Origin of the sequence: Aquisalimonas asiatica, from assembly GCF_900110585.1 — a bacterium.
Lineage (GTDB): Bacteria > Pseudomonadota > Gammaproteobacteria > Nitrococcales > Aquisalimonadaceae > Aquisalimonas > Aquisalimonas asiatica.
The window spans coordinates 84768-110910 of record NZ_FOEG01000010.1 but is presented as its reverse complement, the minus strand read 5'-3'; the positions used below and the strand labels follow the sequence as shown (position 1 = coordinate 110910).

At 67.0% G+C, this 26143-nt stretch carries 28 protein-coding genes and 1 tRNA gene; 23 read left to right on the top strand and 6 right to left on the bottom strand.

Translation table 11 applies throughout. The features are described from left to right. The 7 genes from BMZ02_RS16315 to BMZ02_RS16290 form a co-directional block, all read left to right on the top strand. Positions 1-324, top strand: a 324-nt coding sequence (locus BMZ02_RS16315; protein ID WP_139209246.1) for a DUF2931 family protein, incomplete at its 5' end; no start/stop codon positions are given. Positions 325-405: 81 nt separating this feature from the next. Then, complete coding sequence (locus BMZ02_RS16310) at positions 406-909, top strand: hypothetical protein (protein ID WP_216110886.1); 504 nt, start codon at positions 406-408, stop codon at positions 907-909. Beyond that, positions 909-1079, top strand: coding sequence for a hypothetical protein (locus BMZ02_RS19135; RefSeq protein ID WP_216110884.1), 171 nt, complete (start codon positions 909-911; stop codon positions 1077-1079). The genes BMZ02_RS16310 and BMZ02_RS19135 overlap by 1 nt, the downstream gene beginning before the upstream one ends. 109 nt (positions 1080-1188) lie before the next feature. After that, positions 1189-1722: a DUF84 family protein gene (locus BMZ02_RS16305; protein WP_091645786.1), complete on the top strand. Its 534-nt coding sequence runs from the start codon at positions 1189-1191 to the stop codon at positions 1720-1722. Then, positions 1723-2187, top strand: a complete 465-nt coding sequence (locus tag BMZ02_RS16300; RefSeq protein ID WP_091645784.1) for a c-type cytochrome — start codon at positions 1723-1725, stop codon at positions 2185-2187. A gap of 79 nt (positions 2188-2266) precedes the next feature. Further along, the gene (locus BMZ02_RS16295) at positions 2267-3748 is read left to right on the top strand and encodes a sensor domain-containing diguanylate cyclase (protein ID WP_091645783.1); all 1482 of its coding nucleotides are present in this window, start codon (positions 2267-2269) and stop codon (positions 3746-3748) included. A 21-nt stretch (positions 3749-3769) separates the two neighbouring features. Continuing rightward, on the top strand, positions 3770-4768 hold the full coding sequence (locus BMZ02_RS16290) for a 2-hydroxyacid dehydrogenase (RefSeq protein WP_091645781.1): 999 nt from the start codon (positions 3770-3772) through the stop codon (positions 4766-4768). Here the strand turns inward: BMZ02_RS16290 and BMZ02_RS16285 are convergent. Continuing rightward, positions 4765-5559 carry a thioesterase family protein gene (locus BMZ02_RS16285; protein ID WP_091645780.1) on the bottom strand — a complete coding sequence of 265 codons (795 nt, stop codon included), beginning with the start codon at positions 5557-5559 and terminating at the stop codon, positions 4765-4767. The genes BMZ02_RS16290 and BMZ02_RS16285 overlap by 4 nt on opposite strands. Positions 5560-5694: 135 nt before the next feature. Between BMZ02_RS16285 and BMZ02_RS16280 the strand changes: the two genes are divergently transcribed. After that, on the top strand, positions 5695-7821 hold the full coding sequence (locus BMZ02_RS16280; protein WP_091645778.1) for a TonB-dependent receptor family protein: 2127 nt from the start codon (positions 5695-5697) through the stop codon (positions 7819-7821). Here the strand turns inward: BMZ02_RS16280 and BMZ02_RS16275 are convergent. The 3 genes from BMZ02_RS16275 to BMZ02_RS16265 all read right to left on the bottom strand — a co-directional run bounded on the left by BMZ02_RS16275 (position 7758) and on the right by BMZ02_RS16265 (position 10099). Continuing rightward, entirely contained in the window at positions 7758-9182 is a 1425-nt protein-coding gene (locus BMZ02_RS16275; protein ID WP_091645776.1) for an ATP-binding protein, read from the bottom strand. The genes BMZ02_RS16280 and BMZ02_RS16275 overlap by 64 nt on opposite strands. Before the next feature lie 3 nt (positions 9183-9185). After that, positions 9186-9836, bottom strand: coding sequence for a response regulator (locus BMZ02_RS16270; RefSeq protein ID WP_091645805.1), 651 nt, complete (start codon positions 9834-9836; stop codon positions 9186-9188). 186 nt (positions 9837-10022) lie between these two features. Next, positions 10023-10099, bottom strand: a tRNA-Arg gene (locus tag BMZ02_RS16265). A gap of 151 nt (positions 10100-10250) precedes the next feature. On the opposite strand from BMZ02_RS16265, the gene BMZ02_RS19440 reads away from it, so the two are divergent. The 15 genes from BMZ02_RS19440 (at position 10251) to urtE (ending at position 24082) form a co-directional block, all read left to right on the top strand. Further along, on the top strand, positions 10251-10778 hold the full coding sequence (locus BMZ02_RS19440) for a c-type cytochrome (protein WP_425425093.1): 528 nt from the start codon (positions 10251-10253) through the stop codon (positions 10776-10778). 259 nt (positions 10779-11037) lie between these two features. Continuing rightward, positions 11038-11715 (top strand): TorF family putative porin, encoded by a 678-nt coding sequence (locus BMZ02_RS16255; RefSeq protein WP_091645774.1) that lies wholly within the window; start codon positions 11038-11040, stop codon positions 11713-11715. A 235-nt stretch (positions 11716-11950) separates the two neighbouring features. Continuing rightward, complete coding sequence (locus BMZ02_RS16250; RefSeq protein WP_091645773.1) at positions 11951-12526, top strand: HupE/UreJ family protein; 576 nt, start codon at positions 11951-11953, stop codon at positions 12524-12526. 51 nt (positions 12527-12577) lie between these two features. Beyond that, positions 12578-13390 carry an urease accessory protein UreD gene (locus tag BMZ02_RS16245; protein ID WP_245754056.1) on the top strand — a complete coding sequence of 271 codons (813 nt, stop codon included), beginning with the start codon at positions 12578-12580 and terminating at the stop codon, positions 13388-13390. Positions 13391-13411: 21 nt separating this feature from the next. Next, positions 13412-13714, top strand: coding sequence for an urease subunit gamma (gene ureA, locus BMZ02_RS16240; RefSeq protein ID WP_091645770.1), 303 nt, complete (start codon positions 13412-13414; stop codon positions 13712-13714). 10 nt (positions 13715-13724) lie between these two features. Next, positions 13725-14045 carry an urease subunit beta gene (locus tag BMZ02_RS16235; protein ID WP_091645768.1) on the top strand — a complete coding sequence of 107 codons (321 nt, stop codon included), beginning with the start codon at positions 13725-13727 and terminating at the stop codon, positions 14043-14045. Beyond that, a complete protein-coding gene (ureC, locus tag BMZ02_RS16230; protein WP_091645767.1) occupies positions 14042-15748 on the top strand; it encodes an urease subunit alpha in 1707 nt (568 codons plus the stop codon). Before BMZ02_RS16235 ends, ureC begins: the two co-directional genes overlap by 4 nt. A 10-nt stretch (positions 15749-15758) precedes the next feature. Further along, a complete protein-coding gene (gene ureE, locus BMZ02_RS16225) occupies positions 15759-16214 on the top strand; it encodes an urease accessory protein UreE (RefSeq protein ID WP_091645765.1) in 456 nt (151 codons plus the stop codon). Continuing rightward, the gene (locus tag BMZ02_RS16220; protein ID WP_091645802.1) at positions 16198-16884 is read left to right on the top strand and encodes an urease accessory protein UreF; all 687 of its coding nucleotides are present in this window, start codon (positions 16198-16200) and stop codon (positions 16882-16884) included. The genes ureE and BMZ02_RS16220 overlap by 17 nt, the downstream gene beginning before the upstream one ends. Further along, complete coding sequence (ureG, locus tag BMZ02_RS16215) at positions 16796-17695, top strand: urease accessory protein UreG (protein ID WP_281244349.1); 900 nt, start codon at positions 16796-16798, stop codon at positions 17693-17695. The genes BMZ02_RS16220 and ureG overlap by 89 nt, the downstream gene beginning before the upstream one ends. 375 nt (positions 17696-18070) lie before the next feature. Then, positions 18071-19390, top strand: coding sequence for an urea ABC transporter substrate-binding protein (gene urtA, locus BMZ02_RS16210; protein ID WP_091645762.1), 1320 nt, complete (start codon positions 18071-18073; stop codon positions 19388-19390). A 140-nt stretch (positions 19391-19530) separates the two neighbouring features. Beyond that, positions 19531-21270 carry an urea ABC transporter permease subunit UrtB gene (gene urtB / locus BMZ02_RS16205; RefSeq protein ID WP_091645761.1) on the top strand — a complete coding sequence of 580 codons (1740 nt, stop codon included), beginning with the start codon at positions 19531-19533 and terminating at the stop codon, positions 21268-21270. An 11-nt stretch (positions 21271-21281) separates the two neighbouring features. After that, a complete protein-coding gene (gene urtC / locus BMZ02_RS16200; RefSeq protein WP_091645759.1) occupies positions 21282-22385 on the top strand; it encodes an urea ABC transporter permease subunit UrtC in 1104 nt (367 codons plus the stop codon). Continuing rightward, on the top strand, positions 22382-23233 hold the full coding sequence (urtD, locus tag BMZ02_RS16195; RefSeq protein ID WP_091645757.1) for an urea ABC transporter ATP-binding protein UrtD: 852 nt from the start codon (positions 22382-22384) through the stop codon (positions 23231-23233). Before urtC ends, urtD begins: the two co-directional genes overlap by 4 nt. A 159-nt stretch (positions 23234-23392) precedes the next feature. Beyond that, positions 23393-24082, top strand: a complete 690-nt coding sequence (urtE, locus tag BMZ02_RS16190; RefSeq protein ID WP_091645755.1) for an urea ABC transporter ATP-binding subunit UrtE — start codon at positions 23393-23395, stop codon at positions 24080-24082. A gap of 5 nt (positions 24083-24087) precedes the next feature. Here urtE and BMZ02_RS16185 read toward each other — a convergent pair whose 3' ends face one another. Both BMZ02_RS16185 and ubiK read right to left on the bottom strand, forming a co-directional pair. Further along, on the bottom strand, positions 24088-25611 hold the full coding sequence (locus BMZ02_RS16185; RefSeq protein ID WP_091645753.1) for a YifB family Mg chelatase-like AAA ATPase: 1524 nt from the start codon (positions 25609-25611) through the stop codon (positions 24088-24090). A gap of 45 nt (positions 25612-25656) precedes the next feature. Then, on the bottom strand, positions 25657-25926 hold the full coding sequence (gene ubiK, locus BMZ02_RS16180; RefSeq protein ID WP_091645751.1) for a ubiquinone biosynthesis accessory factor UbiK: 270 nt from the start codon (positions 25924-25926) through the stop codon (positions 25657-25659). Between the last annotated feature and the right edge of the window lie 217 nt (positions 25927-26143).

The window sequence follows — 26143 nt, the reverse complement described above, 5'->3', positions numbered from 1 at the left end:
AGCACATTGGGTTATCACAACCAGCCGATGCCGTACGCGTTGCGGATTGCCTGGCGGGATGAGAGCACGGGTGTGATTTACCGCGCGGAGACGGAGCTGCCGGAGGACCTTACGGCCCGGGCGGCACGGTTGCCGCCTGTGACGCAGGAGTGGGACGGGCGTCAACAGGAATCCAGGTATTTGATCATGGGCGTGCGCGCTGATGGTTCGATGTCCGTGTGGCTCTCGAATGCGGTGCGTGAGTATCGCTTCCAGGGCCGCGTTCTGGAGGAAGTGGCCCGGGCCCAGGGCAAGCCCATCGACGAGGCCGATGTGCACCCGTGAGGCGGCACCGCCCGTGCTACTCTCCCGAAAGCCGCCGGGGTGTACGGCGCAATCGGGCACTGGAGATGCACAGGTGAGGCAATGACCCTTGGGCTGATTGCGGCCGTTATCGGTATCGGGCTGATCCACGGCGTGCTTCCGGACCACGGCTGGCCCATCGCCGCAACGTACGCCCTGCGGCGGAAACGCCGCTACGTGGCGGGGGCCGTGGCGGCGTTGGTCATCGGGGTCGGGCACCTGCTGAGCAGCATCGCCCTGGTGGCGATCTTTCTGTTGCTTGCGGGCGCCTATGATCTCCATGAGGCGCGCTGGTTATCGGTCGCGGCCGGCTGCATGCTGGTGCTGCTTGGCATCTGGCAGTACCTGCAGCCCGGCAGGGGCACGGCCACCACCATCATGGTCATGCCCATCACGGCCACGGCCCCCTGGCCCGCCTGCAGGCGTCGGCCCAGGCGCGGCTGGGCGACCCGGATCAGCGTGGCCTCGGACAGCTCGCCATCGTCGCCATTCTGCTCGGCCTTGCTCATGAGGAGCCGGTTCAGATCCTCGCCATCTGTGCCGGCACCGCCCACTGCCTCACGCTGATGGTGGTGTACTCCCTGGCGGTGATCGTGGCGATTCTGGTGCCCACGCTGCTACTTGTGCTCGGTTACCAGCGGCACCGTCAGCTGGTGGAGCAGTATCTGCCGCACCTCTCCTATCTCACAGCGGCCATCCTGGTGGGTATGGGGGCCTGGTTCATTCTGGTGCATTGATGGACGGTGGCCTGCGCCGTTACGTCCGGGCCGCCTTTTGCGTTATAACGGTGGGGCTACCCCGTGTTCTTCTCTGCCGGCTATCTGACAGGTGAGTCCGTTCCCAGCGATGTCATACCGCACCCTCTATCTCGGATCGACCAACCCCGCCAAGCTCGATGCCGTTCAGGCCGTCTTTACCCCCGATCAGGGCTTCACAGTGGTGGCCAGAAGCGCCCCGTCGGGGGTGGCCGACCAGCCGCGCAGCGATGACGAGACCCGCACCGGCGCCGTGAACCGGGCCCACTGGCTGGTGCGCCAGCCGGGCGTCGAGCTCGGGCTCGGCCTGGAAGGCGGGCTGGTGGATCACGCCGGTGACATGTGGCTGTGCAACTGGGGGGCGCTGGCCACCTCGCGCGGGCACCTGCTCGTGGCCAGCGGCGCCCGTATTCCCCTGCCGCGGGAGCTGGCGCAGTCCCTGCGCAAGGGGGGTGAGCTCGGTGATGTGGTGGATTCGTGGTCCGGTCGTGAGGGGGTGCGGCATCGCGAAGGGGCCATCGGCATCCTCACGGAGGGTGAAGTCTCGCGCGCCGACCTGCTCGGGCATATCGTCCGCCTGCTGTTCGGGCAGTGGCGCTACCTGGGCGAATCCCGGGTGTCATAGATGTTGGCGCGTCGCTCGACAATCGCACTGCTGCTCGGTGCAGTGATCGTCGCCGGTTGCTCGGAACCCGCCGACGACCGGTGGTACACCGAGGAGCAGGTCCAGGTTGGAGAGGCCGTGTTCGAGGCGGAGTGTGCTGTCTGCCATGGTGAGCAGGCGCAGGGCGCCGAGAACTGGCAGCAGCGGGACGACGATGGCTACTTCCCGCCGCCGCCCCTGAACGGGACTGCCCACGCCTGGCACCATCCGAAAGATGAGCTGCGTACGTTCATCCGCGATGGCTTCAATCGCATGCCGGGGTTCGGTGATCGCCTGGATGACAACGAGATCGACGCCGCCATTGCCTGGTTTCAGTCCCACTGGAGCGACGATGTGTACGAGGCCTGGCTCGATTACGATGAACGGGGCGAGTCGGGCCACGACGCCGGGGCGGATACCCAAGGCGATGACCCCGGTGTAGAGTAGCGTCATAGCAGAGAAAAACAGCGGGTTCCGCGCCCGGGGCGGCGCGGGTGACGGGCAGGGTGGATTTATCAGCGAGCAGATGGACAGCGACAGCACTGCGCTCCTGGTGCTTGTGCTGGAGCGCCGCTTTGGTGTGCTGACACCGAGGCAGCGGGCGATGGTGGCCGGGGCTGACCTGGCCACCAAGGCTGTCTGGCTGGAGGCGCTCCCCACCGCGCGCTGTCTCGATGACCTGTTCGCAGCCCGTGGCTTCCAGACGGGGGAGCTGGCCAGCTCACCTGCGGCACTCTCCGACCTGATCGATGCCTCGCCCGTGCCCATGGTCATCACCGAGGGGGTCGGCGATTTCGAGCGGATCGTTTTCCTCAACCGGGAGTTTCGCCAGCGCATCGGCTACACCGAGTCGGATATTCCGGACGTGCGTTACTGGTGGCCGCTGGCGTACCCCGATCCCGCCTATCGCGAGCCGATTGCGCAGGCCTGGAAGGAGCGCATGGCCCGCGCGGCCAGGGACCGTGACCGCATCGATCCCATGGAGGTCCGTATCCGCTGCGGCGATGGTGCCGTGCGTGTTTTCCAGGCCCATGCCACCTCCATTGGCTCGTGGAACCTGGGGGTCTTCGTGGAGATCACGGCCCTGCGCGAGGCCCAGGAAGAACTGGCACTGAGCAAGGAGTGGCTGGAGGAGGCGCAGCGCATCGCGCGCCTGGGGCACTGGATCGCGCGGCCGGAAGGCGGCGACCCGGGGCGGGGTACGCTGTGGTGGTCCCGGGTGACGTACGAGATCTTTGGCCGGGACCCGTCCCTGGGGGCGCCGACCATTGAGCAGTATCGCGCGCTTGTCCACTCGCGGGACCGCGACCGGATCAAGCGGTTGGTGGCGGAATGCGCCGACGACGGGCATTACGAGATCGAGTACCGGGTTGTCCGTGAAGGTGGCGAGCCGGTCTGGGTGCGCGAGCTGGGCCGGGTGCTGCGCGACGACACCGGGCGTGTGGAGCGCGTGATCGGTACAGTTCTCGATGTCACGCGCCAGCGGGCCCTGCAGCAGGAGCTGGAGTACCGGGCGTCCCACGATGCCCTCACCGGCTTATACAATCGTGCCAAACTGCAACAGTTACTCCGGGGGTTGGAGCTGGGTTACCGTGAGTCCAGGGAGCCATTCTCGGTGGTGCTCCTGGATGTTGACCACTTCAAGACAGTCAACGACCGGTTCGGGCACGCCATGGGCGACGAAGTGCTGCAGGAGTTGAGCTGGCGCATGGCCGGAGTGCTGGAGGCGGAGCAGCACGCCGGCCGCTGGGGGGGCGAGGAATTCATGGTGCTGCTGCCTCGGGTGGATGAGCATGGAGCCAGCATCGTCGCCGAGCGTATCGCCGAAGCCGTGACGCGCCACGAGGTGGCCTGTGCCGGGCGCGTCACAGTCAGTATCGGGGTTGCCGAAATGAGGCCCGGGCTCTCGGGCGGTGCCCTGGAGAACCTGGCTGACCGAGCCCTGTACGCTGCCAAGGGCGACGGGAGAGACTGCATCAGGCGGGCATCAGAACTGCCGCCGGGCTGACGTCATTACAGGAGGGGAGCCATGCGCATCCGGTTTTTCAGCGCCCAGAAGTATGATCGCGAGTTCTTCGAGCGGTCGAACGCCGCCTTCGGCTTCGATCTGGAGTTCTCAGAGTCCGCCCTGGATGCGGACACCGCGCGGCTGGCCAGTGGTGACGACGCCGTTTGCGCCTTTGTCAACGACACGCTGGATGCCGCCTGTCTGCAGGAGTTGCAGCGTCAGGGCGTGCACACCGTGGCCATGCGTTGCGCCGGGTTCAACAACGTGGATCTGCAGGAGGCCAAGCGGCTCGGGCTGCAGGTGGTGCGGGTGCCGGCCTACTCCCCGGAGGCGGTGGCCGAGCACACCATGGCGCTGATTCTCACCCTCAACCGCAACACCCACCGCGCCTACGCCCGAGTGCGGGAGAGCAACTTCAACCTCAACGGGCTGCTTGGTTTCAATCTCCACGGTCGCACCGTCGGCCTGATCGGTACCGGGCGTATCGGCGTCGCCACGGCGAAGGTGATGTCCGGGTTCGGCGTGCGCATTCTCGGCTACGACGTCTTCGAGAACCCGGCGTTCAAGGAGCTCGGTGGTGAATACGTGGATCTGGACACCCTGTACGCCACCGCGGACCTGATCAGCCTGCACTGCCCGCTGACCAAGGACAATCACCACCTGATCAACGCCGATAGCCTGGCGAAGATGAAAGATGGCGTCATGATCGTCAATACCAGCCGGGGTGGCCTGATCGATACCCAGGCCGTGGTGACCGCGCTGAAGTCCGGCAGGGTCGGCCATCTGGCGCTGGACGTCTATGAACAGGAGGGCGACGTGTTCTTCCGCGACCTCTCCGACGAAATTCTTGCCGACGACGTTCTCTCGCGCCTGCTGACCTTCCCCAATGTGCTGATTACGGGCCACCAGGGGTTTTTCACCGACGAGGCCATGACGCAGATTGCCGAGGTCACTCTAAGCAACCTGGACGCCGTGAACCGTGGCGAGGAGTGCGACAACGAGATCACGGCGCAGGTCTAGCCCATGGCGATGGTCGCCTGAAGCACGCGGCCCACGGGGCCGTCGCCGTCAAACAGGGTGGTCTCCACCAGGCCCATGCCGTTGTCCTGCATGCGGCCGCTGGCCTCCAGGCCCAGCCACTCGCCCCGGGGCGCACGGTGCAGGTAGAGCGTCACGTCGGCATTGATACTGCCCTGGTTTGCGCCCAGGTGAAGCTGACCCACGCCGTTGCCGAAATCGCACAGGGTGGCTGCTGTCACCAGTGGGTCGGTGGGTTCGCCAGCGATCAGCGGCAGGGGCAGCCGCATCCACACCTTGCCGTGTCCTTTCCCCTGGGTGCCGCTCAGCACCACCGCCTGCGCGGTTGTGTGGAAGCCTTCGGGGCTGTAACGCGTGCCCCAGTCCGCCGCCTCAGCGAGGCTGAGGGGGTTGTTCTCCTCCGGGGGCGTCAACCCGGTTGCCGGAAACCGGCCGTGCTCCGGAACCGACGGCGACCCGTGCTCCAGGAACAGCGCCGATGCCCGCGTGACCTCGTTGCCATCCGCCAGTAGCCGCCCCTCCAGGAGCTGCAGCCGCTTGCCCGGGCGGACGGTTTCGGTTGCCACGGTCAGCGGCTGTTTGGGGACGGGGCGCAGGAGGTCCACGGTCAGGCGCGCCAGCCGCAGGTCGGGCCGGTCCGCCGCCTGCTGCAGCGCGTGGGCCATGAGCCCCACCACCGGCCCCCCGTGCAGAAAGTCGGGATTCCAGGGGCCCCGGCTCTGGTCCGAGGGGATGAACTTCCCGCCGTCGCGACGGAAGACGCCATCGTGCATGCATCGATTCCTTAACCGTGATCGTCCACGTTCGTAACGCCGTTTTGAGTGTAGCCCGGGAAAACTTCCCCTGTCACACCCGGTGGTCAGCGCCAATACTCGGAGGCAGAACAATGAGAAAACGGGAGGGTAACCGTGGCCGCCACCATGCGAATGGCTGGTCCGTACGCGCTGGGAGCCTGCCTGCTGACGGCGGGTTTCGGCGCATGGGCGGAGGGTGACCGGGAGGCGCCCGTGCAGGTGCTGCAACCCCTTGAGGTACGGGCGCTGCTCGTCGATGACATCGCCGAGACCCCGGGCGCGGCCACCGTGCTGCAGGATGACGACATCGAAGCGTATCGTCCGCAGACGCTGCACGACGCCCTGGGTCTCGTGGCCGGGGTGCGGACCATCGACGACGACGCCCTGGGGCGGCGTGCCGGCATCGGCGTGCGCGGCGCTCCACCGCGGCGCTCGCGCAAGACGTTGCTGCTGGAGGATGGCACCCCCATTGCTGCCAGTAACTACCTGGATTCCGGTGCCCATTACACGCCGCCGGTGCAGCGGCTGGAGCGCATCGAGGTGCTCAAGGGCGCCGGCCAGATCGTGCACGGCCCGCTCAACAACCACGGCATCATCAACTTCCGTAACAAGCAGCCGACGCCGGTCCCGGAGACCACGGTCGAGCTGGCTGGCGGGAATCGCAACACCTTTCAGCGCCATTTGATGCACCGTCGCACTGACGGCGATGTTGGCACTGTCGTCGCGTACACCGGCAAGAACACCGACGGCGTCTTCGATGTCGAGGAGCACCAGTACGACGACTTCTTCGGCAGCGTGCTCTGGGACGTCAACGACCGGCACGACCTGGGCGTATCCGCCACCTACTTCAGGGAGCGCTCCGACGGCTACGACGAGAACAACCTCACGCCCACGCAGTTCGACGGGAATCCCCGGGGCAAGCGTCGCCTCAACGAGGGCCGCGAAGACAACAACATCTCGGTGAATTACTGGAAGCTGGATCTCAGTCACGAGTTTCAGGCTACGGAGCGCCTGCGTCTCTCCAGCAAGGCGTTCTACACCAACCTGGATCGCCCCCGCTTCCAGACCAGTGGCGAGCCGCTGGACGATGGCGGCTTCATGCGTGGCCGTGACCGCCGGTACGAGACGTTCGGCCTTGAGACCCGTGCCGCGTTTGCCGGTGTGCAGACCGGTGCCGTGTCCCACACATTCGAGGGCGGGCTGCGTTTCGAGCGGCATGATTTCGATGATCGCAGGCCGGTGGGGCGCGAGGGCGAGAAGCTGGACGCCGGCAACCGCGGGCGCCTGCGCGCCGTCGAGGACGAGGACGGCTATCCGGAGGATGGGCGCCGCATCACCTACAAGGCCGAGGCCTACTCCGCTTTCCTGCAGGACCGCATGCGCGCGGGGGACTGGACCATTACCCCCGGTCTGCGGGCGGAAACCTATCGACAGGAAGCGCATACCCGGTTCCGGCCCGGACACGAGGACGAAGGCGTGCGGGAGAGTGAGTGGAACACCCTGTATCTGCCGGGTGTGAGCGTCCTCTACCAGGGGTTCGATGCCACGGAGGTCTACGCCGGTGTCCATCGGGGCTACGCGCCGGCACCGGCGCGTTCCGAGGAATTCCCGCTTGAGCCCGAGACCGGCATCAATGCGCAGATCGGTGTGCGGGGCGATGCCCTCGGCGGCGTGCGCTACGACGCCGCGGCGTTCTACAACCGCATCGAGAACACCTTGATTCGCGCGGAGGTCGATGCCTTCGGTGATGCGCTGTTCGTCAATTCCGCCGATTCGGACATCATGGGCGTGGACGTGGAAGCGCGGGTGGATTCAGCGGCGTACCGGCCCGGGCCCTACAATCTGTTTGCCGAGCTCGCCTGGAACTACACCGAGGCGACTTTTCGCACGGGGCCTCTGGATGGCAACCGTGTCCCGGAGATTCCCCGCCACGCCGGGAGCCTCACCCTTGGCGTGGATCACCTCAGTGGCTGGGAGCTGAGCGCCACCGCCAGCCATTTCGGCGCGTTCTACTCCGACATTGAAAACACCCGCGCCATCGACGCGGACTCGGGACGGGTGCCGAGCCGCACGCTGTTGTCCGCGCGCGCCAGTTATCGCACGGCGCTGCAGGGCGTCGATACCACGCTCTGGGTGCAGGGGCGGAATCTCACCGACAGGCTCTACATCAGCGACGTTCAGGACGGGCTGCGCCCCGGCGCCGGACGCACGGTGATGGCCGGGCTTACCGCACGCTTCTGAGGCTGGACGAGTGGTGCAACATGCCCCGGCCCGGAGGGGGCGCCGTCGGGCAACGGGAAACGGCAGGCCAGGCAGGAGCCGGCGCCCGACCGGGAGATGATGCGCAGGCGACCGCCCAGGCTGCGCACCCGCTCTGCCATGCCGGTCAGTCCGAACCCCCCGCTGCTTCCTGGCCCGGGTGGCGACGGTGGAAATCCTGCACCGTTGTCCGCCACCGTGAGCTGCAGCGCCTGGCCCGGCATGCGCAGGCGCACGCACGCCTGGCTGGCGCGCGCGTGGCGGCTGATGTTGCTGAGCGCCTCCTGCACCACGCGGTAGACGTGGATGTCGTGGGCGGATCCGGCCGGCATGCGGGCCGTGGCCGCGAAATCCGTATGCAGCCGGACGTCCGGGTGGCGGCCTTGCCAGTCGTCACACATGGTGTGCAGCGCGGACTCCAGTCCCAGGGCATCCAGCTCCGCCGGGTGCAGGCGCCGTATCAGCCTGCGTGCCAGGTGGTGCAGGTGACGGGCCGTGTCGCGGATGGCTTCGGCGCCCTCCCGGGTGCGGGCGGGCAGTGGCGTCCGGTCATCGCGGATCGCAACCGCTTCCGCCTGCAGCGCGCTGGTGCACTGGCCCATCTCGTCGTGGAGCTCCCGTGCCAGGTGACGACGCTCGTCCTCCTGGATCTCCAGCAGCTCCCGGCTCAGGCGGCGGTTGCGTGTCTGTGCCTCCTGCAGGGCGGCCGACAGCTGGTTGAACCCCAGGGAGACGCGGCGTAGTTCGGGGGCGCCGGCGATGCGCAGGCGCGAGGTGTAATCACCCTGTTCCAGGGCTCCAAGCCCGCGGAGCAGGTGGCGCAGCGGCGACAATGCCCGGCGCAGCAACCACTGGGTCAACAGCGCCGCGATGGCGCCGAAACCGATCAGCAGCGCCAGCAGCCCGCGGGCGCCCTGCCACGCCTCGGCAATCTCGTCGGCAGGTTCGGCGCGGATGACCAGCACCGTGTCAGCCGGGTCGTTGAGACGGACCTCCCGGGACTGCATGTCGGGGTCGAACCCGACCAGCCCCGTGAACCAGGCCGGTGCGCCGGCCTCACTCCGCGGCTCCGTGGACAGGGGGCGGTGTCTGTCGTCCCGGCGTTTCTCCAGGCGGATGTGGCGCTGAAGCGTCACCGCGTCCAGCCGGTCGATCAATTCCTCCGGCGTCTCCTGCCCGGCCGCCACCGCTCCGCTGATCAACGCTGCCGTGAGATTGACGCTGGATGCCAGCTCGGCATGAACCGCCGTGCGGGCATGATGGATCACCAGTGCCAGACCGGCCGCCAGGAACGCGATGGTGAGTATCGCGAACAGGGCCTGTAGTCGGGTGGTGAGCGACACGACTCAAAGCTCCATCACGCCGGCGCGGATGGCAAGGCGGGTGAGGTCCGCCGGGGCGCCCACCGCCAGTTTGCCCCGGATCCGGGTGCTGCAGTTCGCTGCCGTCTTGTAGCTGATGTTCAGCGTCGCGGCGATGTCGGCCGTTCTCCGGCCGGCCGCCAGCATGCGGAAGATCTCGAATTCCCGGGGCGAGAGCGTGTCGAGTCCGGCATCGGCACGGCGCGCTCCACTCGGCTCTGCGGCCAGGTCAGGCCCCAGAAACCGGTGCCCGTCCAGCACCCGGGCGAGCGCGGTCGTGAGCGTCTCCGGTGCGCTGGACTTGGTGACGTATCCCATGGCTCCGGCCTCCAGCGCCTGGCGCACGAAGGCGTGCTGTTCGTGCATGCTCATCACCAGCACACGCTGGCCCGGATTGCGTGCGCGGATGCGCCGCAGGGTCTCCAGCCCGCTGATACCCGGCAGGGCCAGGTCCAGAACCACTACGGAATAGGTGCGCTCGGCGCACAGACGGCAGGCGGCCTCGCCGCTGTCGGCCTCCTCCACCTCCCAGCCGGCCTGTGCCTGCTCAAGGAGGCGGCGATAGCCGATGCGGACGACGGCATGGTCATCCACCAGGAGCAGGCTGCGCCCGTGATCCGGCGTCAGTGTTGCCATGATGCCCACTCCCGGTGACGCTCCGGCGGAGCCCTTGCGGCAGGCGCTGAAGCGCCTCTATTGTCAATGGAGTATAGAACACCGGGCCGGCCGGGCGAATCTGGCGGGGCTGGATGTCGCAGGTTCGAATCCCGACTCGCGAAGATGCGTTGCAATCGGCGAAGCTTGGGGTGCTTCAGGAGAAGATGGCGCGCCCGGCAGGATTCGAACCTGCGACCTTCGGCTTCGGAGGCCGACGCTCTATCCAACTGAGCTACGGGCGCGTTGATTTGAGCTGCGTAGGATAGCGGTTATGGGCGGATACGTCCATGCTCGTTCCCGGGCGGCGAGGTTTTGCGGGTCGGGTCTTTCGGATATACTGCGGTCCCGGTTCCCGGCCCCGTTGCGGGCACTTATTTCGATGGAGTGTGGAGCGTGAGCGACGAGCAAGACGATAAGGCATTCTTGAAAACCTTCGGCGGGGTGATGGCGCTGCTCGTGGTGAGCGCGGTGATCATCGGCATCCTGGCCGTGTTTGCCAGCACGTTCGACGAATCCCGCGAGCAGGCACGGCTCGCCCATGAACGGGATCGTGTCGAGCGCAACCTGCTGACGGTTGGCGTCGTCCGTGAAGCGGGCGAGTCCGCTCCCGACGTCGCGGTGGACGACGCCGAAGACGATGACGACGACGAGGAAGAAGTCGCCATGTCCGGCTCCGAGGTCAACGAGACCGCCTGCATGGCATGTCACGACAGCGGCGCGATGAATGCGCCCGTGACGGGCGACGAAGACGCCTGGGCCAGCCTCTACGAAGAGAAGGGTCTGGAGGAGCTCGTTGACAACGCCATCAATGGCATTGGCGCCATGCCGGCCCGCGGCGGCGACTCGAGCCTGAGTGACGAGGAGGTTCGCAACGCGGTGGTCTACATGCTCGGGGAGAGCGGCGTCGACGTGGACGACTGATTCGCCTGCAGCGTGACCGCGCGAGAACAAGGCCGCCCCTTCGGGCGGCTTTTTTTTGCCCGCAAACGGGGCGACGCAGGCACACGGCCGCTGCACCGCGGTGCGCATCGCACCGGGCCGAGCCGTTGTGTTGAATGCAACGGCTTGAATGGTCGCACTATTTATTAAAGTGGCACGCCTTCTGCAGTTGCCCGCTTGATCCGCGCCACCGGGAGGGTGGCGGGGGCATTCGGGAACAACCGCAACAGAGGCGATACCAATGAAAAAGACCCTAGCTGCGTTGGCCACCGGTGGCCTGCTCGTGACCTCCGGCGGTGCCGCCGCCAATGATCTCGGGGCCGGTTTTGCCTGGAGTGGCAATCTGGCGGTCACGTCGGACTACATCTTTCAGGGTGCCAGCGAGACCGGTGGTCGGCCCGCGATTCAGGGCGGCTTCGACCTGGAGCACGAATCGGGGCTCTATCTGGGCAACTGGAACTCGAGCGTCCAGTTCGGTGATGAGGACCCCGCTTATATCGAGATCGACGTCTACGGCGGTTTCGCCACGGACATCACCGACACCGTAGGCATCGACGTGGGTGTCGTGCATTTCTTCTATCCAGCGGCCGGCGGGGCGGCGGAGTTCACTGAAGTCTATGGCGGCGTGAACTCCGGCTATCAGGATCTGGCCGCGGATTTCTACGTCATCTACGAGGCCTCCGACGGCGACTACCTCAAGTACGAGCTGAACCTTGCCTACGCGCTGCCGCAGAGCACGTACGTGTTTACGGACCTGGGCTATGTCGATTACGACGACAGCGACACGGATGACCTTGTCTACTGGCACATTGGTGCCGGGGTGGAGTATGCCGGTCTCGATTTCAGCGTGATGTACGGGGATAACGACATCTCGGGCAACCGTGACCGTTGGGCGTTCACCGTCGCCACCGACTTCTAGCCTGCGCCAGGGGCGGGCATCCGGCCCGCCCCTTTTTTGTGCGCCGGTCTCTCAATATGCACCAATAAAGTGCGCCCTCAGTTGTGTCGCTATCGCCCTCGCCGCTCTAGTTATCTGAAAATAATACTCTTTCTTTTCTGGCACAGGCTGTGCACCAGCGTCGGGCAAACGATTCGCGCCGGGGCGTTCGACACTGCCCCGGGCTGACCTGAACGCCGTCAAGGAGGCTTGTGTCATGCGTTACCTGTTGGGCTCCGTTCTGTTGCTCGTTCCCGCTCTTGCGCTGGCGCACCCGGGGCATGGGCACGGGGGGTTCGGTGCGGGCTTCGCGCATCCGCTGCTTGGTCTGGATCACGTGCTGGCCATGGCCGGTATCGGCTTCTGGGCGGCCCGGCAGTACAACCTGCGTGCGGTACTTGGCGTGATCGCCGCGTTCCTGGGCGCGGTTCTGCTGGGCTTCGCCGTGGGCACGGCCCAGGGGCCCCAGGTGCTGGTCGAGTTCGGCATTATTGGTTCGCTGCTGGTGACGGGGGCCCTGATCTTCGGTGCCCGGCGGTTGCCCATGGCAGCAGCTGCCACCATCGCGGGGGTGTTCGCCCTGTTTCACGGACATGCACACGGTGCCGAGATGGCGGCTGGCTTGTCGGCCGCACTGTTCGCGTCCGGTTTCACCCTGGCCTCCGCGCTGCTGCTCGCCGTCGGGGCGGGTGTTGCCGTGGTTGCCGAGCGCCTGCGTCAGGTGCGGCCGGTGGAACGCCTGGGTGGCGGGGTCCTGATGGCGTCCGGCATCTATCTGCTGATTGTGGTTTGAGCCATGGTGGCGCTGTCGGCAGCGGTTCCCCGCCGCGGGGCGAGTGCTCCCGTGGACGGCTGGCTGGGGAGGCTGGCGCTCCGGTTCGCCCAGCGCGGTGATCGCACCGTTCTCACGGACCGCCGTCACGAAGGGCCTCTACTGGTGCAGCGGACGTTTCACCCCGAGGGGCCGGTGTGCCACGCCTACCTGATCCACCCGCCCGGTGGCGTGGTCGGCGGCGACCAGCTGCGGCTGGACGTCGACGTCGCCCCCGGCGCTCACGCGCTGCTGACCACGCCTGCTGCGGCCAAGTTCTACCGCACGGCCGGCCCCGTGGCGCACCAGGAACAGGTGTTCCGGGTCGAGGGCGACGGTGCCCTGGAGTTCCTGCCCATGGAGACCATTCTCCACGGCCGGTCCGACACCGTGCTCACCAACCGTTTCCAGCTGGCCAGCGAAAGCCGGCTGTGTGCCTGGGACATCCTCTGCCTGGGCCGTCCGGGCAGCGGCGATGCCTTCGATGCTGCGCGCTGCGCGCAGGATCTGGTGGTCGAGCGCGACGGCCAGGTGCTGCTGCACGAGCGCCTGAACCTCGTGTCCGGTGACGCGCTGCTCACGCGCCCGTGGGGTCTGGGCGGCTATACGACGGTCGTCTCGATGGTGGTGACACCGGCGGCCGACGGGCTTGAGGAGACCTTGCGCGGCGCCCTCGCGGGTCACGCCATGCGGATCGGTGTATCCCGGATCGGCGACCTGTTGCTGTTGCGGTGCCTTGCCGATGGTGCCGAAACCGCGCGGGCCGTGCTGGAGGATGCGTGGCAGGCCGTGCGGGAGCCGGTTCTTGCGCGCGCGCCCAGCACGCCCCGCATCTGGAAGACCTGAACAACGCTCTGGAGGCGTCTGATGGAACTCACACCCCGCGAGAAAGACAAGCTGCTGCTGTTCACCGCCGCGCTGCTGGCGGAGCGGCGTCAGGCCAAGGGGCTGAAACTGAACTACCCGGAGGCCAAGGCGATGATCTCCGCGGCCATTATGGAGGGCGCGCGCGAGGGGAAGACCGTTGCCGAGCTCATGAGCCTCGGCGGCGAGGTGCTCACCCGCGAGGATGTCATGGATGGCGTCGCCGAGATGATCCCCGAGGTCCAGGTGGAAGCCACCTTTCCGGACGGGGTGAAGCTGGTCACCGTCCACGAACCCATCCGTTGAGGAGCGCGCCATGATTCCTGGAGAGATTCTCACCGCCGACGGCGACATCACCCTGAACGAAGGGCGCGACACCGCGTCGGTAACGGTGACCAACACCGGCGACCGGCCCGTGCAGGTGGGCTCCCACTATCACTTCTTCGAGGTGAACGACGCGCTCACCTTCGACCGGGACGCCGCACGGGGGTTTCGTCTGGACATCCCTGCCGGCACGGCGGTGCGTTTCGAGCCCGGTCAGGCGCGCACCGTGCAGCTCGTGCGCTATGCGGGTGATCAGATCGTCTACGGGTTCAAGGGTCGGGTCATGGGGCCGTTGAAGGAGGACAAGGCATGAGCAATACCATCTCCCGTACCGCCTATGCCGACATGTTCGGCCCCACCACCGGCGACCGCGTGCGCCTGGGTGACACCGAGCTGCTGATCCGTGTCGAGCGCGACCACACCGTCTACGGCGACGAGGTGAAGTTCGGCGGTGGCAAGGTCATCCGCGATGGCATGGGCCAGAGCCAGCGCACCGGCCGCGACGTGGTGGACACGGTTATCACCAACGCCCTGATCCTGGACCACTGGGGTGTGGTCAAGGCGGACATCGGTATCAAGGACGGGCGTATCCAGGCCATCGGCAAGGCCGGCAACCCCGATACCCAGCCCGGGGTGGACATCATCATCGGCCCCGGCACGGAGGTGATCGCCGCCGAGGGCAAGATCGTCACCGCCGGCGGGATCGATGCCCACATCCACTTCGTCTGCCCGCAGCAGATCGAGGAGGCGCTGACCTCGGGCGTGACCACCATGATCGGCGGCGGCACCGGGCCGGCCACCGGTACCAATGCCACCACCTGCACGCCCGGGCCGTGGAACATCCACCGCATGCTGGAGGCCGCCGAGGCATTCCCCATGAACCTGGGCTTTCTCGGCAAGGGCAACGGCAGTCTGCCGGATGCGCTCAACGAGCAGATCGAGGCGGGTGCCCTGGGGCTCAAGCTGCACGAGGACTGGGGCACCACCCCGGCGTCCATCGACTGCGCGCTGTCCGTGGCGGATCACCATGACGTGCAGGTGTGCATCCACACTGACACCCTGAACGAGTCCGGCTTCGTGGAGGACACGGTGGCGGCGTTCAAGGACCGCACCATCCACACCTACCACACCGAGGGCGCCGGTGGCGGCCACGCGCCAGACATCATCAAGGTCTGCGGCCTGCCCAACGTGCTGCCGTCGAGCACCAATCCGACACGGCCGTTCACCACTAACACCATCGACGAGCACCTGGACATGCTCATGGTGTGCCACCACCTGGACCCGCGCATTCCCGAGGACGTGGCCTTCGCCGAGAGCCGCATCCGGCGCGAGACCATCGCCGCCGAGGACATCCTGCACGATCTTGGTGCGTTCTCCGTCATCTCTTCGGACTCCCAGGCCATGGGCCGGGTCGGCGAGGTGGTCATCCGCACCTGGCAGACGGCGCACAAGATGAAAGTGCAGCGCGGTGCCCTGACGCAGGACAGTGCCCGCGATGACAACTACCGCGCCCGGCGCTACATCGCCAAGTACACCATCAACCCCGCGCTGACCCACGGCATCGCCCACGAGGTGGGGTCGCTTGAGCCAGGCAAGCTGGCGGACATCGTGCTCTGGGACCCGGCCTTCTTCGGCGTCAAGCCGGCGCTCATTCTCAAGGGTGGTTTCATCGCCGCGGCGCCCATGGGCGATCCCAATGCGTCCATCCCCACACCGCAGCCGGTGCACTACCGCCCCATGTTTGGTAGCTACGGCCGCGCCATGACGGGCACGTCCGTGAGTTTCGTCTCGCAGGCGGCGCTGGATGCCGGTATCGGCGAGCGGTTGGGACTGCAGCGGCGGCTGGTGGCCGTTCAGGGCTGCCGCAGTGTGCAGAAGCGGGATCTGGTGCTGAACAACTGGCAGCCGCACATGGAGGTGGACCCGGAGACCTACGAGGTGCGTGCCGACGGCGAACTGCTCACCTGCGAGCCCATGGCCGAGCTGCCCATGGCGCAGCGGTACTTCCTGTTCTGAGGAGCATGGCATGTTGCAACTGATTGAACGCGTGACCGCGTCAGCCAGTGACGGCGTATTGAGGCTGCCGTTCGACATCCGGCAGAAGAGCCGCTTTCGCGCGGCGCTGGATGACGGGACGGAAGTGGGCGTGTTCCTCGAGCGCGGTCAGATCCTGCGCGACGGCGACTGTCTGCGCACCGAAGATGGTCGCGTGGTGCGGGTGGAGGCTGCCGATGAGTCGGTGTCCACGGTCCGCTGTGCCGACCCCACGCTGCTCGCGCGGGTGTGCTATCACCTGGGCAACCGCCATGTGCCACTGCAGATCGGCCATGGGTTCTGCCGGTACCGCCATGACCACGTGCTCGACGAGATGGTGCACGGATTGGGCGTAAGCCCGGCGGCCGAGCAGGCGCCGTTCGAGCCTGAAGCCGGGGCGTATGGCGGCGGTCACGGGCATGGACACGGGCATGACCACGAGCACTGATCCCGGCCTGGCCCGACGGCGGCTTTGGCAGCTCATGAGCCCGACCCTGCCCGTGGGCGCCTACAGCTACTCCGGCGGCCTGGAGTACGCCATCGAGGCCGGCTGGGTCGGCGACGCCGACGGGGTCGCCGACTGGCTGCAGGGCCAGCTCCGGCACACCCTGGGGCGCGTGGACATCCCGTTGCTGGCACGGTTGTACGACGCCTGGCGACGGGATGATCGGGCCGCGGTGGTGCGGTACAGCCATTGGCTGCGCGCCAGCCGGGAGACGTCGGAGCTGGTCGGCGAGGATCAGCACATGGGGCGTGCATTGGCCCGGCTGCTCAACGCGCTGGACATCCCCGAGGCGGAACCCTGGACGCGCGCGCCGGAGACCAGCTGGGCGGCGCTCTATGCGCTCGCCCTGGTGCGGTGGGAGATTCCGCTGGCCGAAGGGGCCGAGGCCTATCTGTGGGCCTGGTGCGAGAACCAGGTGGCCGCCGCCATCAAGCTGGTGCCCCTGGGGCAGACGGCGGGGCAGCGGCTGCTGCTGGAGCTGGCCGCCCCCATCGGTGACGCGGCGGCCGCGGGTCTGCACCTGGATGATCACGACATCGGTGGCACGGCCCCGGGCGTCGCCATCGCCAGCAGCCTGCACGAGACGCAGTACTCGCGGCTGTTCCGAAGCTAGGACCCCGCAGGGTGGACCTTCAGGTCCACCAATTGGGCCATGGCAGACCACCGCAGGGTGCGTGCCGGGTGACGGTGGACCTGAAGGTCCACCCTGCGCTGCCGTCGTGGTGCCGGAACAATGGCCATGCAGGAGCGGCGCGAGCCGCGACCGACAGACAGTTCAAACGGAGGAACACACCATGTCCACAACCGATCAGGCCCTGCGCGTCGGCATCGGCGGTCCCGTCGGCTCCGGCAAGACCGCGCTGCTGGAGTCGCTCTGCCACGCCATGCGCGACCACTACAACATCGCCGTTGTGACCAACGATATCTATACCCGCGAGGACGCCGAGTTTCTCACTCGCCGCAACGCACTGGAGGCCGAGCGCATCATTGGCGTGGAAACCGGTGGCTGCCCGCACACCGCCATCCGCGAGGACGCGTCCATGAACCTCTCCGCCGTGGCGGACCTCAACGCCCGCTTCCCGGGGCTGGACGTGGTGTTCGTGGAGAGCGGTGGTGACAATCTCTCGGCCACCTTCAGCCCGGAGCTGTCGGACCTCACCATCTACGTCATCGACGTCTGCGCTGGCGACAAGATTCCGCGCAAGGGCGGCCCCGGTGTCACCCGCTCGGACCTGCTGGTGATCAACAAGATTGACCTGGCCGAGGGCGTCGGTGCCTCGCTGGAGGTGATGGACCGGGACAGCAAGCGCATGCGCGGTGAGCGCCCGTTCCTGTTCACCAATCTCAAGACTGGTCAGGGCCTCGACGAGGTCGTCGATTTCATCGTCCGCGAAGGCATGCTCCGCAGCCGCGACACCGCTTGATCGTGGCCTCACCGTAGGGTGGACCTTCAGGTCCACCTGTCCCCGTCGGCTTTCCTGCTTGAAAGGCTGGTAACGAGACCCGTGGCGGACCTGAAGGTCCGCCCTGAGCTCGCTCTGCGCCTCACACGTCCCTCGACCAGCGCAATCGATGCACTGACATTGTGCGCATGCGCTTTCACGGTGCGAATCCACGCATCATGACGGTGCAGCGTTCTTGAGGCGAGTTTAAAACATATTGTTTTTGAACGGGTTTTAACCCTGGCATGCGGCTTGCTCCGTATGGATGCAGTGCCAGGCCCGAGGGCCCGGCGCCGCGGAGTCAACGCCCCGGTCCGGTGCAAGCCGGGCCGAACAACAGAACCACGGAGGCAACTCATGCAGTCGACTCTACCGAAAACCGCGCTCTTCCGCGCCACCGCGGGCAGCGCCATGGCCCTGGGTCTGCTGGCGACGGGCAACGCCCAGGCCGATGATCCCATCAAGGTGGGCATTCTTCACTCCCTCTCCGGCACCATGGCCATCAGTGAGACGTCCCTGCGCGACGTGGCGCTCATGACCATCGAGGACATCAACGAGCAGGGCGGCCTGCTGGGCCGTGAGCTGGAGCCGGTGGTCATGGACCCGGGCTCCGACTGGCCCACCTATGCCGAGCAGGCGCGCGAGATGATCGAGCGCGAAGAGGTGGACGTGATCTTCGGCTCGTGGACGTCGGTCTCCCGCGAGGCGGTGCTGCCGGTGCTGGAAGAGCTCAACGGGCTGATGTTCTACCCGGTGCAGTACGAGGGCGAGGAGTCCTCCCGCAACATCTTCTACACGGGCGCCGCGCCCAACCAGCAGACCCTGCCCGCCGTTGAGTACCTCATGAGCGAAGAGGGTGGTGGCGCCGAGCGCTTCTACCTGCTGGGCACGGACTATGTCTTCCCGCGCACCACCAACCGTATCGTGCGCGCCTACCTGAATGCCCACGGCATTGGTGACGAGGACATCGAGGAGGTCTACACCCCCTTCGGTCACGACGACTTCCAGACCATCGTCGACGATATCGGCAACTTCGCCGACGGCGGCCCCACCGCCGTGATCAACACCGTCAACGGTGATGCCAACGTGGCGTTCTACCAGGAGCTGGCCAACCAGGGCATCGACCCCATCGACGTGCCGGTCCTGGCCACGTCCGTGGGCGAGGAAGAGCTGCGTGGCATGGACACCGACCTGCTGGCCGGCCACCTTGCGGCCTGGAACTACTTCATGTCCATCGATACGCCGGAGAACGAGCAGTTCACGGAGCGCTGGTTCGAGTACGTGGAGGAGAACGACCTCTCGGGCGGTTCCGACCGGGTCACCAACGACCCCATGGAAGCCACCCACATGGGTATCCGCATGTGGGCCCAGGCCGTGCTGCAGGCCGGTACCACCGATGTGGACGCCGTGCGCCAGGCCGTCTATGGCCAGTGCGTGGATTCCCCGTCCGGTTTCGAGGTGTGCATGGATGAGGAGAACCACCACCTGCACAAGCCGGTGATCATCGGCGAGATCGAGCCGGACGGCCAGTTCTATCCCGTCTGGGAGACGGATGATGTGGTCCGCGCCGAGCCCTGGAGCGAGTACGTGGAGGGCAACGAGAACCGCCACGCCAACTGGCGGTACCCGTGGGTCTGCGGTGACTGCGAGGAACCCACCTACGACCTCGGTTTCTGACGGACTCGGCAAGAACCGCGGGCGCGCACAAGGAGCGTGCGCGCCACCGCGAACATCCGCGGGGCGGACGTCCCCGCGATCCCCAAACACCAGAACACGGACACTAGCCGTTCACCGGGCGGCTCCGAGGAGATCGTGTCATGTGCAAGACCGCGTGGACGCACCGCTGGTCACTGCTGCTTCTGGTCCTGCTGGCGCTGCCTGTCGCGGGCGCCATGGCGGACAGCGCCATGGAGCAGGCGGAAGAGCGCATCGAGGCGCTGGACCAGGACGACGACGAGGCCGTTGAGGACGAACTGGCGGCCGTCGAGGAGCGGGACCTGGCGCCGGAGACCGCCGAGGTGCTCAGCCGCCTGGCCACGGCGGACCGGCGCGAGCTGCAGGCAGCCATGGAAGACATCGCCGGACTGCAGGATGCCGATGCCCTGCCAACCCTGTTCGCCCTGCAGGATCGCCGCCTGTACTACACCGAGGACGGCACCCTGATCATCGAGGATCCACAGGACGGCTCGCTGCGCGAGATGGCCACCGGCCGTGAGCGAGCCGACCTCAGCACGGGCGATCTCGCACAGCCACGGCTGACCAACGTGGTCCGGCGTACCCTGCGGCCCACCATCGGCGCCCTGCAGATCTTCTCCGACGATCCCCAGGCCCGACTCGCCGCAGCCGATGAGCTGGCGGAGCGCCCCCGGCCCGAGATGCGGGAGGCGATTACCGAGGCCCTGGAGCGCGAGACGAGCGCCGAGACCGAGCGCCTGCTGAACATCGCCCTGGCCCAGCTCGACCTCGACAGTGACGACGACGCGCGCCGGCTGGAAGCAGTGCAGATCATCGCCGAGGTCCGGGCGAACCGGCTGCGCTCCGACCTGGAGGCGCTGACTCGCATGGACGACGACGGCAACTACCTGGAGCCCGTTGCCGAAATCCGCGAAGCCGCGGCCGCCGGGGTGGAGGCGATCGATCGCCGTGCCCGCTTCGCCGGTTTCGCCTCGGATTTCGTCTACGGCATGTCCATGGGCAGCGTGCTGCTGCTTGCCGCCATGGGCCTTGCCATCGTCTTCGGGCTCATGGGCGTGATCAACATGGCCCACGGCGAACTGCTCATGGTGGGCGCCTACACCACCTTCATGACCCAGACCTTCTTCGCCCTCTTCGCGCCGCAATGGTTCCAGTACTACCTGATTGCCGCAGTGCCCCTGGCATTCGTGGTCACGGCGGGCGTGGGCATTCTCATGGAGCGTGGCGTGATCCGGTTTCTCTACAACCGGCCGCTGGAGACCCTGCTGGCCACCTGGGGCATCAGCCTGATTCTCATCCAGACGGTGCGCTGGATGTTCGGCGCGCAGAACGTGGCCGTGGCGAGCCCGCCGTGGTTCTCCGGCAGCGTGCAGATCATGCAGGGCGTGACCCTCTCCACCAGCCGCGTGGGTGTGATCCTGTTCGCCATCTTCGTGGTGGCCCTGGTGTGGTTCCTCATGAACCGGACCCGCCTCGGTCTCGAAGTGCGTGCCGTCATGCAGAACCGGGACATGGCCGCCGCCCTGGGCGTGCCCGCCAAGCGCGTGGACATGTGGACCTTCGCCGTGGGCGCCGGCGTGGCCGGTCTCGGCGGCGTGGCGCTGTCACAGATCGTCAACGTCGGCCCGGAGATGGGCCAGAACTACATCGTCGACTCCTTCATGGTCGTGGTGCTCGGCGGCGTGGGCAACCTGCTCGGCCCCGTGTTCAGTGCGCTTGGCATCGGTGTGACCACCAAGTTCCTCGAGCCCGCAACGGGAGCGGTCCTGGCGACCATCCTGGTGTTCGCGGCCATCATTCTGTTCATCCAGTGGCGTCCCCAGGGCATTTTTGCCCTCAAGGGGCGGTCTGCTGACGATTAAGGAGACCGATCATGCAGCCGCAAACTGCGCTGTCCCGCGTCGGCCGACTGCACACGCGTACGGCCTGGTTGATCCTGGTCGCCCTCGCCGTGCTGGCACTGGTGGTGGTGCCGGTGCTGAACCTGGTGGTGCCCCCGGACCATCCCCTGCACATGCCGGGCTGGATGGTCACCCTGGCCGGCCGCTTCCTGTGCCTGGCGCTGGTGGCTCTGGCGCTCGACCTGATCTGGGGCTACACGGGGATTCTCTCGCTCGGCCACGGGGTGTTCTTCGCCATGGGCGGCTACGTCATGGGCGCACATCTCACCCGTGTGGCCTACGATGACGGGCGCCTGCCCAACTTCCTGCAGTGGCTGGATTACAGTGACTGGCCCTGGTACTGGGCGGGCTTCGACTCGTTCCTGTTCACCCTGGTGATGATCGGCCTGGTGCCCGGCATCCTGGCCTTCATCTTCGGCTTTCTCGCCTTCCGCTCGCGGGTTCGGGGCGTGTACTTCGCCATCATCACCCAGGCGCTCACCTTCGGTGGCATGCACCTGTTCTTCCGCACGGAGACGGGCTTCGGCGGCGACACGGGCCTGACCAACTTCGACACCCTGCTGGGCTTCGAGCTGGGCACGCCCGGGTCACGCCTGGGGCTGTTCTGGGTGAGTGCCGCCACGCTCATTGCCGCCTACCTGCTGTGCCGCTGGATCGTGACCTCGAAGCTCGGCCGCGTGATGACGGCCATTCGTGACGCCGAGACCCGGCTGCGTTTCACCGGCTACGATCCGCTGCGCTACAAGCTGTTCGTGTGGGTGGTCTCGGCGGTGCTGTGCGGGGTGGCCGGCGCGCTGTACGTGCCGCAGACCGGGGTGATCAACCCGTCGGAGATGGCGCCGCCGGCGTCCATCGAGATGGCCATCTGGGTGGCCCTGGGCGGGCGCGGCACGCTGGTGGGCGCCATCGCCGGCGCCGGCATCGTCAACGTGGTCAAGACCTGGGCCACCAGCGCCTACCCGGATCTGTGGCTGTACATTCTCGGCGCCATGTTCATCGGCGTGACCCTGTTCCTGCCCAAGGGGGTGGTCGGGATTCTCGGCATGCTGCGCCGGCGCAGGGGAGGTGAGGCATGAACGCCCTGAGTCGATCACTGGACGATTTCCGCGAACTGATGCGGCGCGATCAGGTCTTCGACCTGGTCAACCGGTCGGCGCGCAACGATACCGTGGACATGAGCCACGGCGTGGCCCTCTACCTTGAAGGCATCACCAAGTCGTTCGACGGCTTCAGAGCCCTGGACGACCTCACGCTCTACATCGGCGACGGTGAGCTTCGCTGCATCATCGGCCCCAACGGCGCCGGCAAGACCACGCTGATGGACGTGATCACCGGCAAGACCCGGCCGGACGAGGGCTCCGCCTGGTTCGGCAGCAACATGGATCTGCTGCGCCTGAAGGAGCACGAGGTCGCCCAGCGCGGCATCGGCCGCAAGTTCCAGAAACCGACGGTGTACGAGAACCACACCGTGTTCGAGAATCTGGAGCTGGCCATGCACGCCGACCGCGGCATCATGACCAGCCTTACCTGGCGGCTCAGCGGCGAGCAGCAGGACCGCATCGGCGAGATCCTGGAGCTGATCGGCCTGACCGCACGGCGCGATACCGAGGCGGGGCTGCTCTCCCATGGCCAGAAACAGTGGCTGGAGATCGGGTCGCTGCTCATGCAGAACCCGCGGCTGCTGCTGGTGGATGAGCCCGTGGCGGGCATGTCCGGCCAGGAGACCGAAGCCACCGCCGAGCTGCTTACCAGCCTCGCCGGCAAGCACTCCGTGGTGGTGGTGGAGCACGACATGGACTTCGTGCGCTCCATCGCCCGGGAAGTCACCGTGCTGCACCAGGGCAGCGTGCTCGCCGAGGGCAGCATGGACCAGGTGCAGAACGACCCGCGGGTTCGCGAGGTGTACCTCGGGGAAGAGGAATAGACGGACATGCCTGCCATGGTCGCGGCTTGCACCGCTCCTACAGACAGCGCCGTGATGCCGTAGGAGCGGCGCGAGCCGCGATAGAGCCAGACAGACCACCCGTAGGAGCGGCGCAAGCCGCGACGTTCCCACGGGAAGACACAAGACGGGAGAACCGAGATGCTCCGCATCGAAGGCCTGAATCAGTACTACGGCGGCAGCCACATCCTGCGGGACATCGATCTCGACGTGCAGGCCGGCCGTGCCAACTGCCTCATGGGCCGCAACGGCATGGGCAAGACCACGCTGCTGAAGTGCATCATGGGGCTGGTGCCCATCAAGGGCGGCCGGGTGCTGTTCCATGGCGAGGACATCAGTGGCAGGAAGCCGTACGAGCGCGCCCGGCTCGGGCTCGGCTACGTGCCCCAGGGGCGCGAGATCTTCCCCCAGCTCTCGGTGGAGGAGAACCTGCGGGTGCCCCTGGCAAGCAAGCGCTCCAAGGCAATCCCTGACGACATCTACGATCTGTTCCCCGTGCTCAAGGACATGGCGCGGCGTCGTGGCGGGGACCTGTCCGGTGGGCAGCAGCAACAGCTGGCCATTGGCCGGGCGCTGGTGCTGCAGCCGGAGATCCTGCTACTGGACGAGCCGATCGAGGGCATCCAGCCCAACATCGTCAAGGAGATCAGCGACGTGATCCGGCTGCTGAACCGGGAGCGCGGCATCACCATTCTGCTGGTGGAGCAGAAGCTTCCCTTCGCCCGTGCCACCGCCGACCGGTTCGACATCATGAACAACGGCAGCGTCGTGGCGTCGGGCGAGATGGACGAGCTGGGCGACGACCTGATCCAGGAGCACCTCACCGTCTAGCCCGCTCATGCGCGAATGCGGGACGGCTCGTCGTCGGCGGTCAGCCGGCGATAACCCAGTGCCTCGCCCAGATGCTGCACGGTGACACGCTCGGCGCCCGCCAGGTCGGCGATGGTACGGGCGACGCGCAATAACCGGTGGTACGCCCGCGCCGACAGCCCCAGCCGCTCCATGGCATTGGTGAGGAATTGTGCTTCAGTCTTGCCGATGGCGCAGGCCGCGTCGATGGCATCCGGCCCCAGCGCCGCGCTGGCGGCGCCGCTTTGCGCGACCCGGAATGCCCGCGCCGCCCAGACCCGCTCCCGCACGGCGGCTGACGGCTCCCCCGGCTCCGCCTGTTGCAGTTCCGCCGGGCGCAGCCGCGGTACGCTGATCTGCATGTCAATGCGATCCAGTAGCGGCCCGGAAATGCGACCCCGGTAGCGCGCCACCTGATCCGGTGTGCATTGGCAGGCGTGTACCGGATCGCCCAGATAGCCGCAAGGGCAGGGGTTCATGGCCGTGACCAGCTGGAAACGGGCCGGGTACTCCACCTGGGCGGCGGCCCGGGAGATGCTGACGCGGCCGTTCTCCAGCGGCTCCCGCAGCACCTCCAGCGCGTGGCGCCCGAATTCCGGCAGCTCATCCAGAAACAGCACGCCATTGTGAGCCAGCGAGATCTCCCCCGGACGCGGACGGGAGCCGCCTCCCGCCAGTGCCGTATGGGAGGCGGAGTGGTGGGGTGACCGGAACGGCCGTCGGCCCCAGTCGGTCGGGGCAAAGCCCGCGCGCGTGAGCGAAAGCACGGCCGCGGTCTCCAGGCACTCGTCGTCGGTCATGGGCGGCAGTATCCCCGGCATGCGCGCGGCGAGCATGCTTTTACCCGTGCCCGGAGGGCCGCTCAGCAGGATGGAGTGGCCGCCGGCGGCCGCGATCTCCAGCGCCCGTCGGGCGCCGGATTGTCCGCGCACGTCGGCCAGATCGGGGGACGCATCGCCTGCGGCTGCCGGCACCTCGGCCCGTGCAGGCTCGAGCAGTGCCGTGCCCGCAATGTGCCCGGTGATATCCAGCAGGTGGGCAGCGCCGTAGGTGGCGTCGGGGTGGACCAGCGCGGCCTCCGGCGCGTTGTCCGCCGGCACGGCCAGCGCGCGCCCCGCCCGCCGGGCCTGCACCGCCACGGGCAGGCACCCGCGCACGGGCCGCAGCGTGCCCGTCAGTGCCAGCTCGCCGGCGAATTCCCACTGCGCCATCCGGTCCCGGGGGATCTGTCCGGATGCGGCGAGTATGCCGATGGCGATGGGCAGGTCGAAGCGGCCGCCCTCCTTGGGCAGGTCCGCCGGCGCCAGATTGATGGTGATGCGCCGGGTCGGGAATTCGAACCCGCTGTTGAGAATGGCGCTGCGTACGCGATCCCGGCTCTCTTTCACCGCGGTCTCGGGCAGCCCGACGATGGAGACCGACGGCAGGCCGTTGGCAAGGTGGACTTCAATATCCACCAACGGTGCATCCACGCCAAGGCCTGCGCGGCCGTATACCACTGCAAGTGTCATGTGTCCCGTCCCTGGGAGGGCCGCGCCCCGGGGCGCGGCGTTGGGTCAGCTGTCGCTGGTCTGTTCGTGGTTGCCGGCGCGGCCTTCCAGCGCCGCCACCCGCTCCTCCAGTGCCTCCAGCTGGGCGCGCGTGCGTGCCAGCACCTTGGACTGGGCGTCGAATTCCTCGCGCGTGACCAGATCCAGGCGATTGAAGGTGCTCTGCATGGTGGTCCGGAAGTTCCGCTCCATCTCCTGCTGGAACTCCCTCAGGCCGGGAGGCAGGTTGGCGGCGAACTTGCGCGCCATCTCATCGAGCGATTTCGGGTCGAGCATCGTGCACTCCTGATGGTCACGGGCCTGTGTGCGCACTGTTTCGGGGCAAGGCGCACCGTAATGGGGCGCGCTCTTGGTGCGTTGCCGCGAGAATCAGTGCTCTGAAGGCAATAACAACATGAATTACCGGCAGAAACAACAAGTGGCACGAGAAATGCTGAACCCCTTCCGAGTCTGATGCGGGCGGGCTGAGTCACAGCGCCGACCTGCAGGGAGG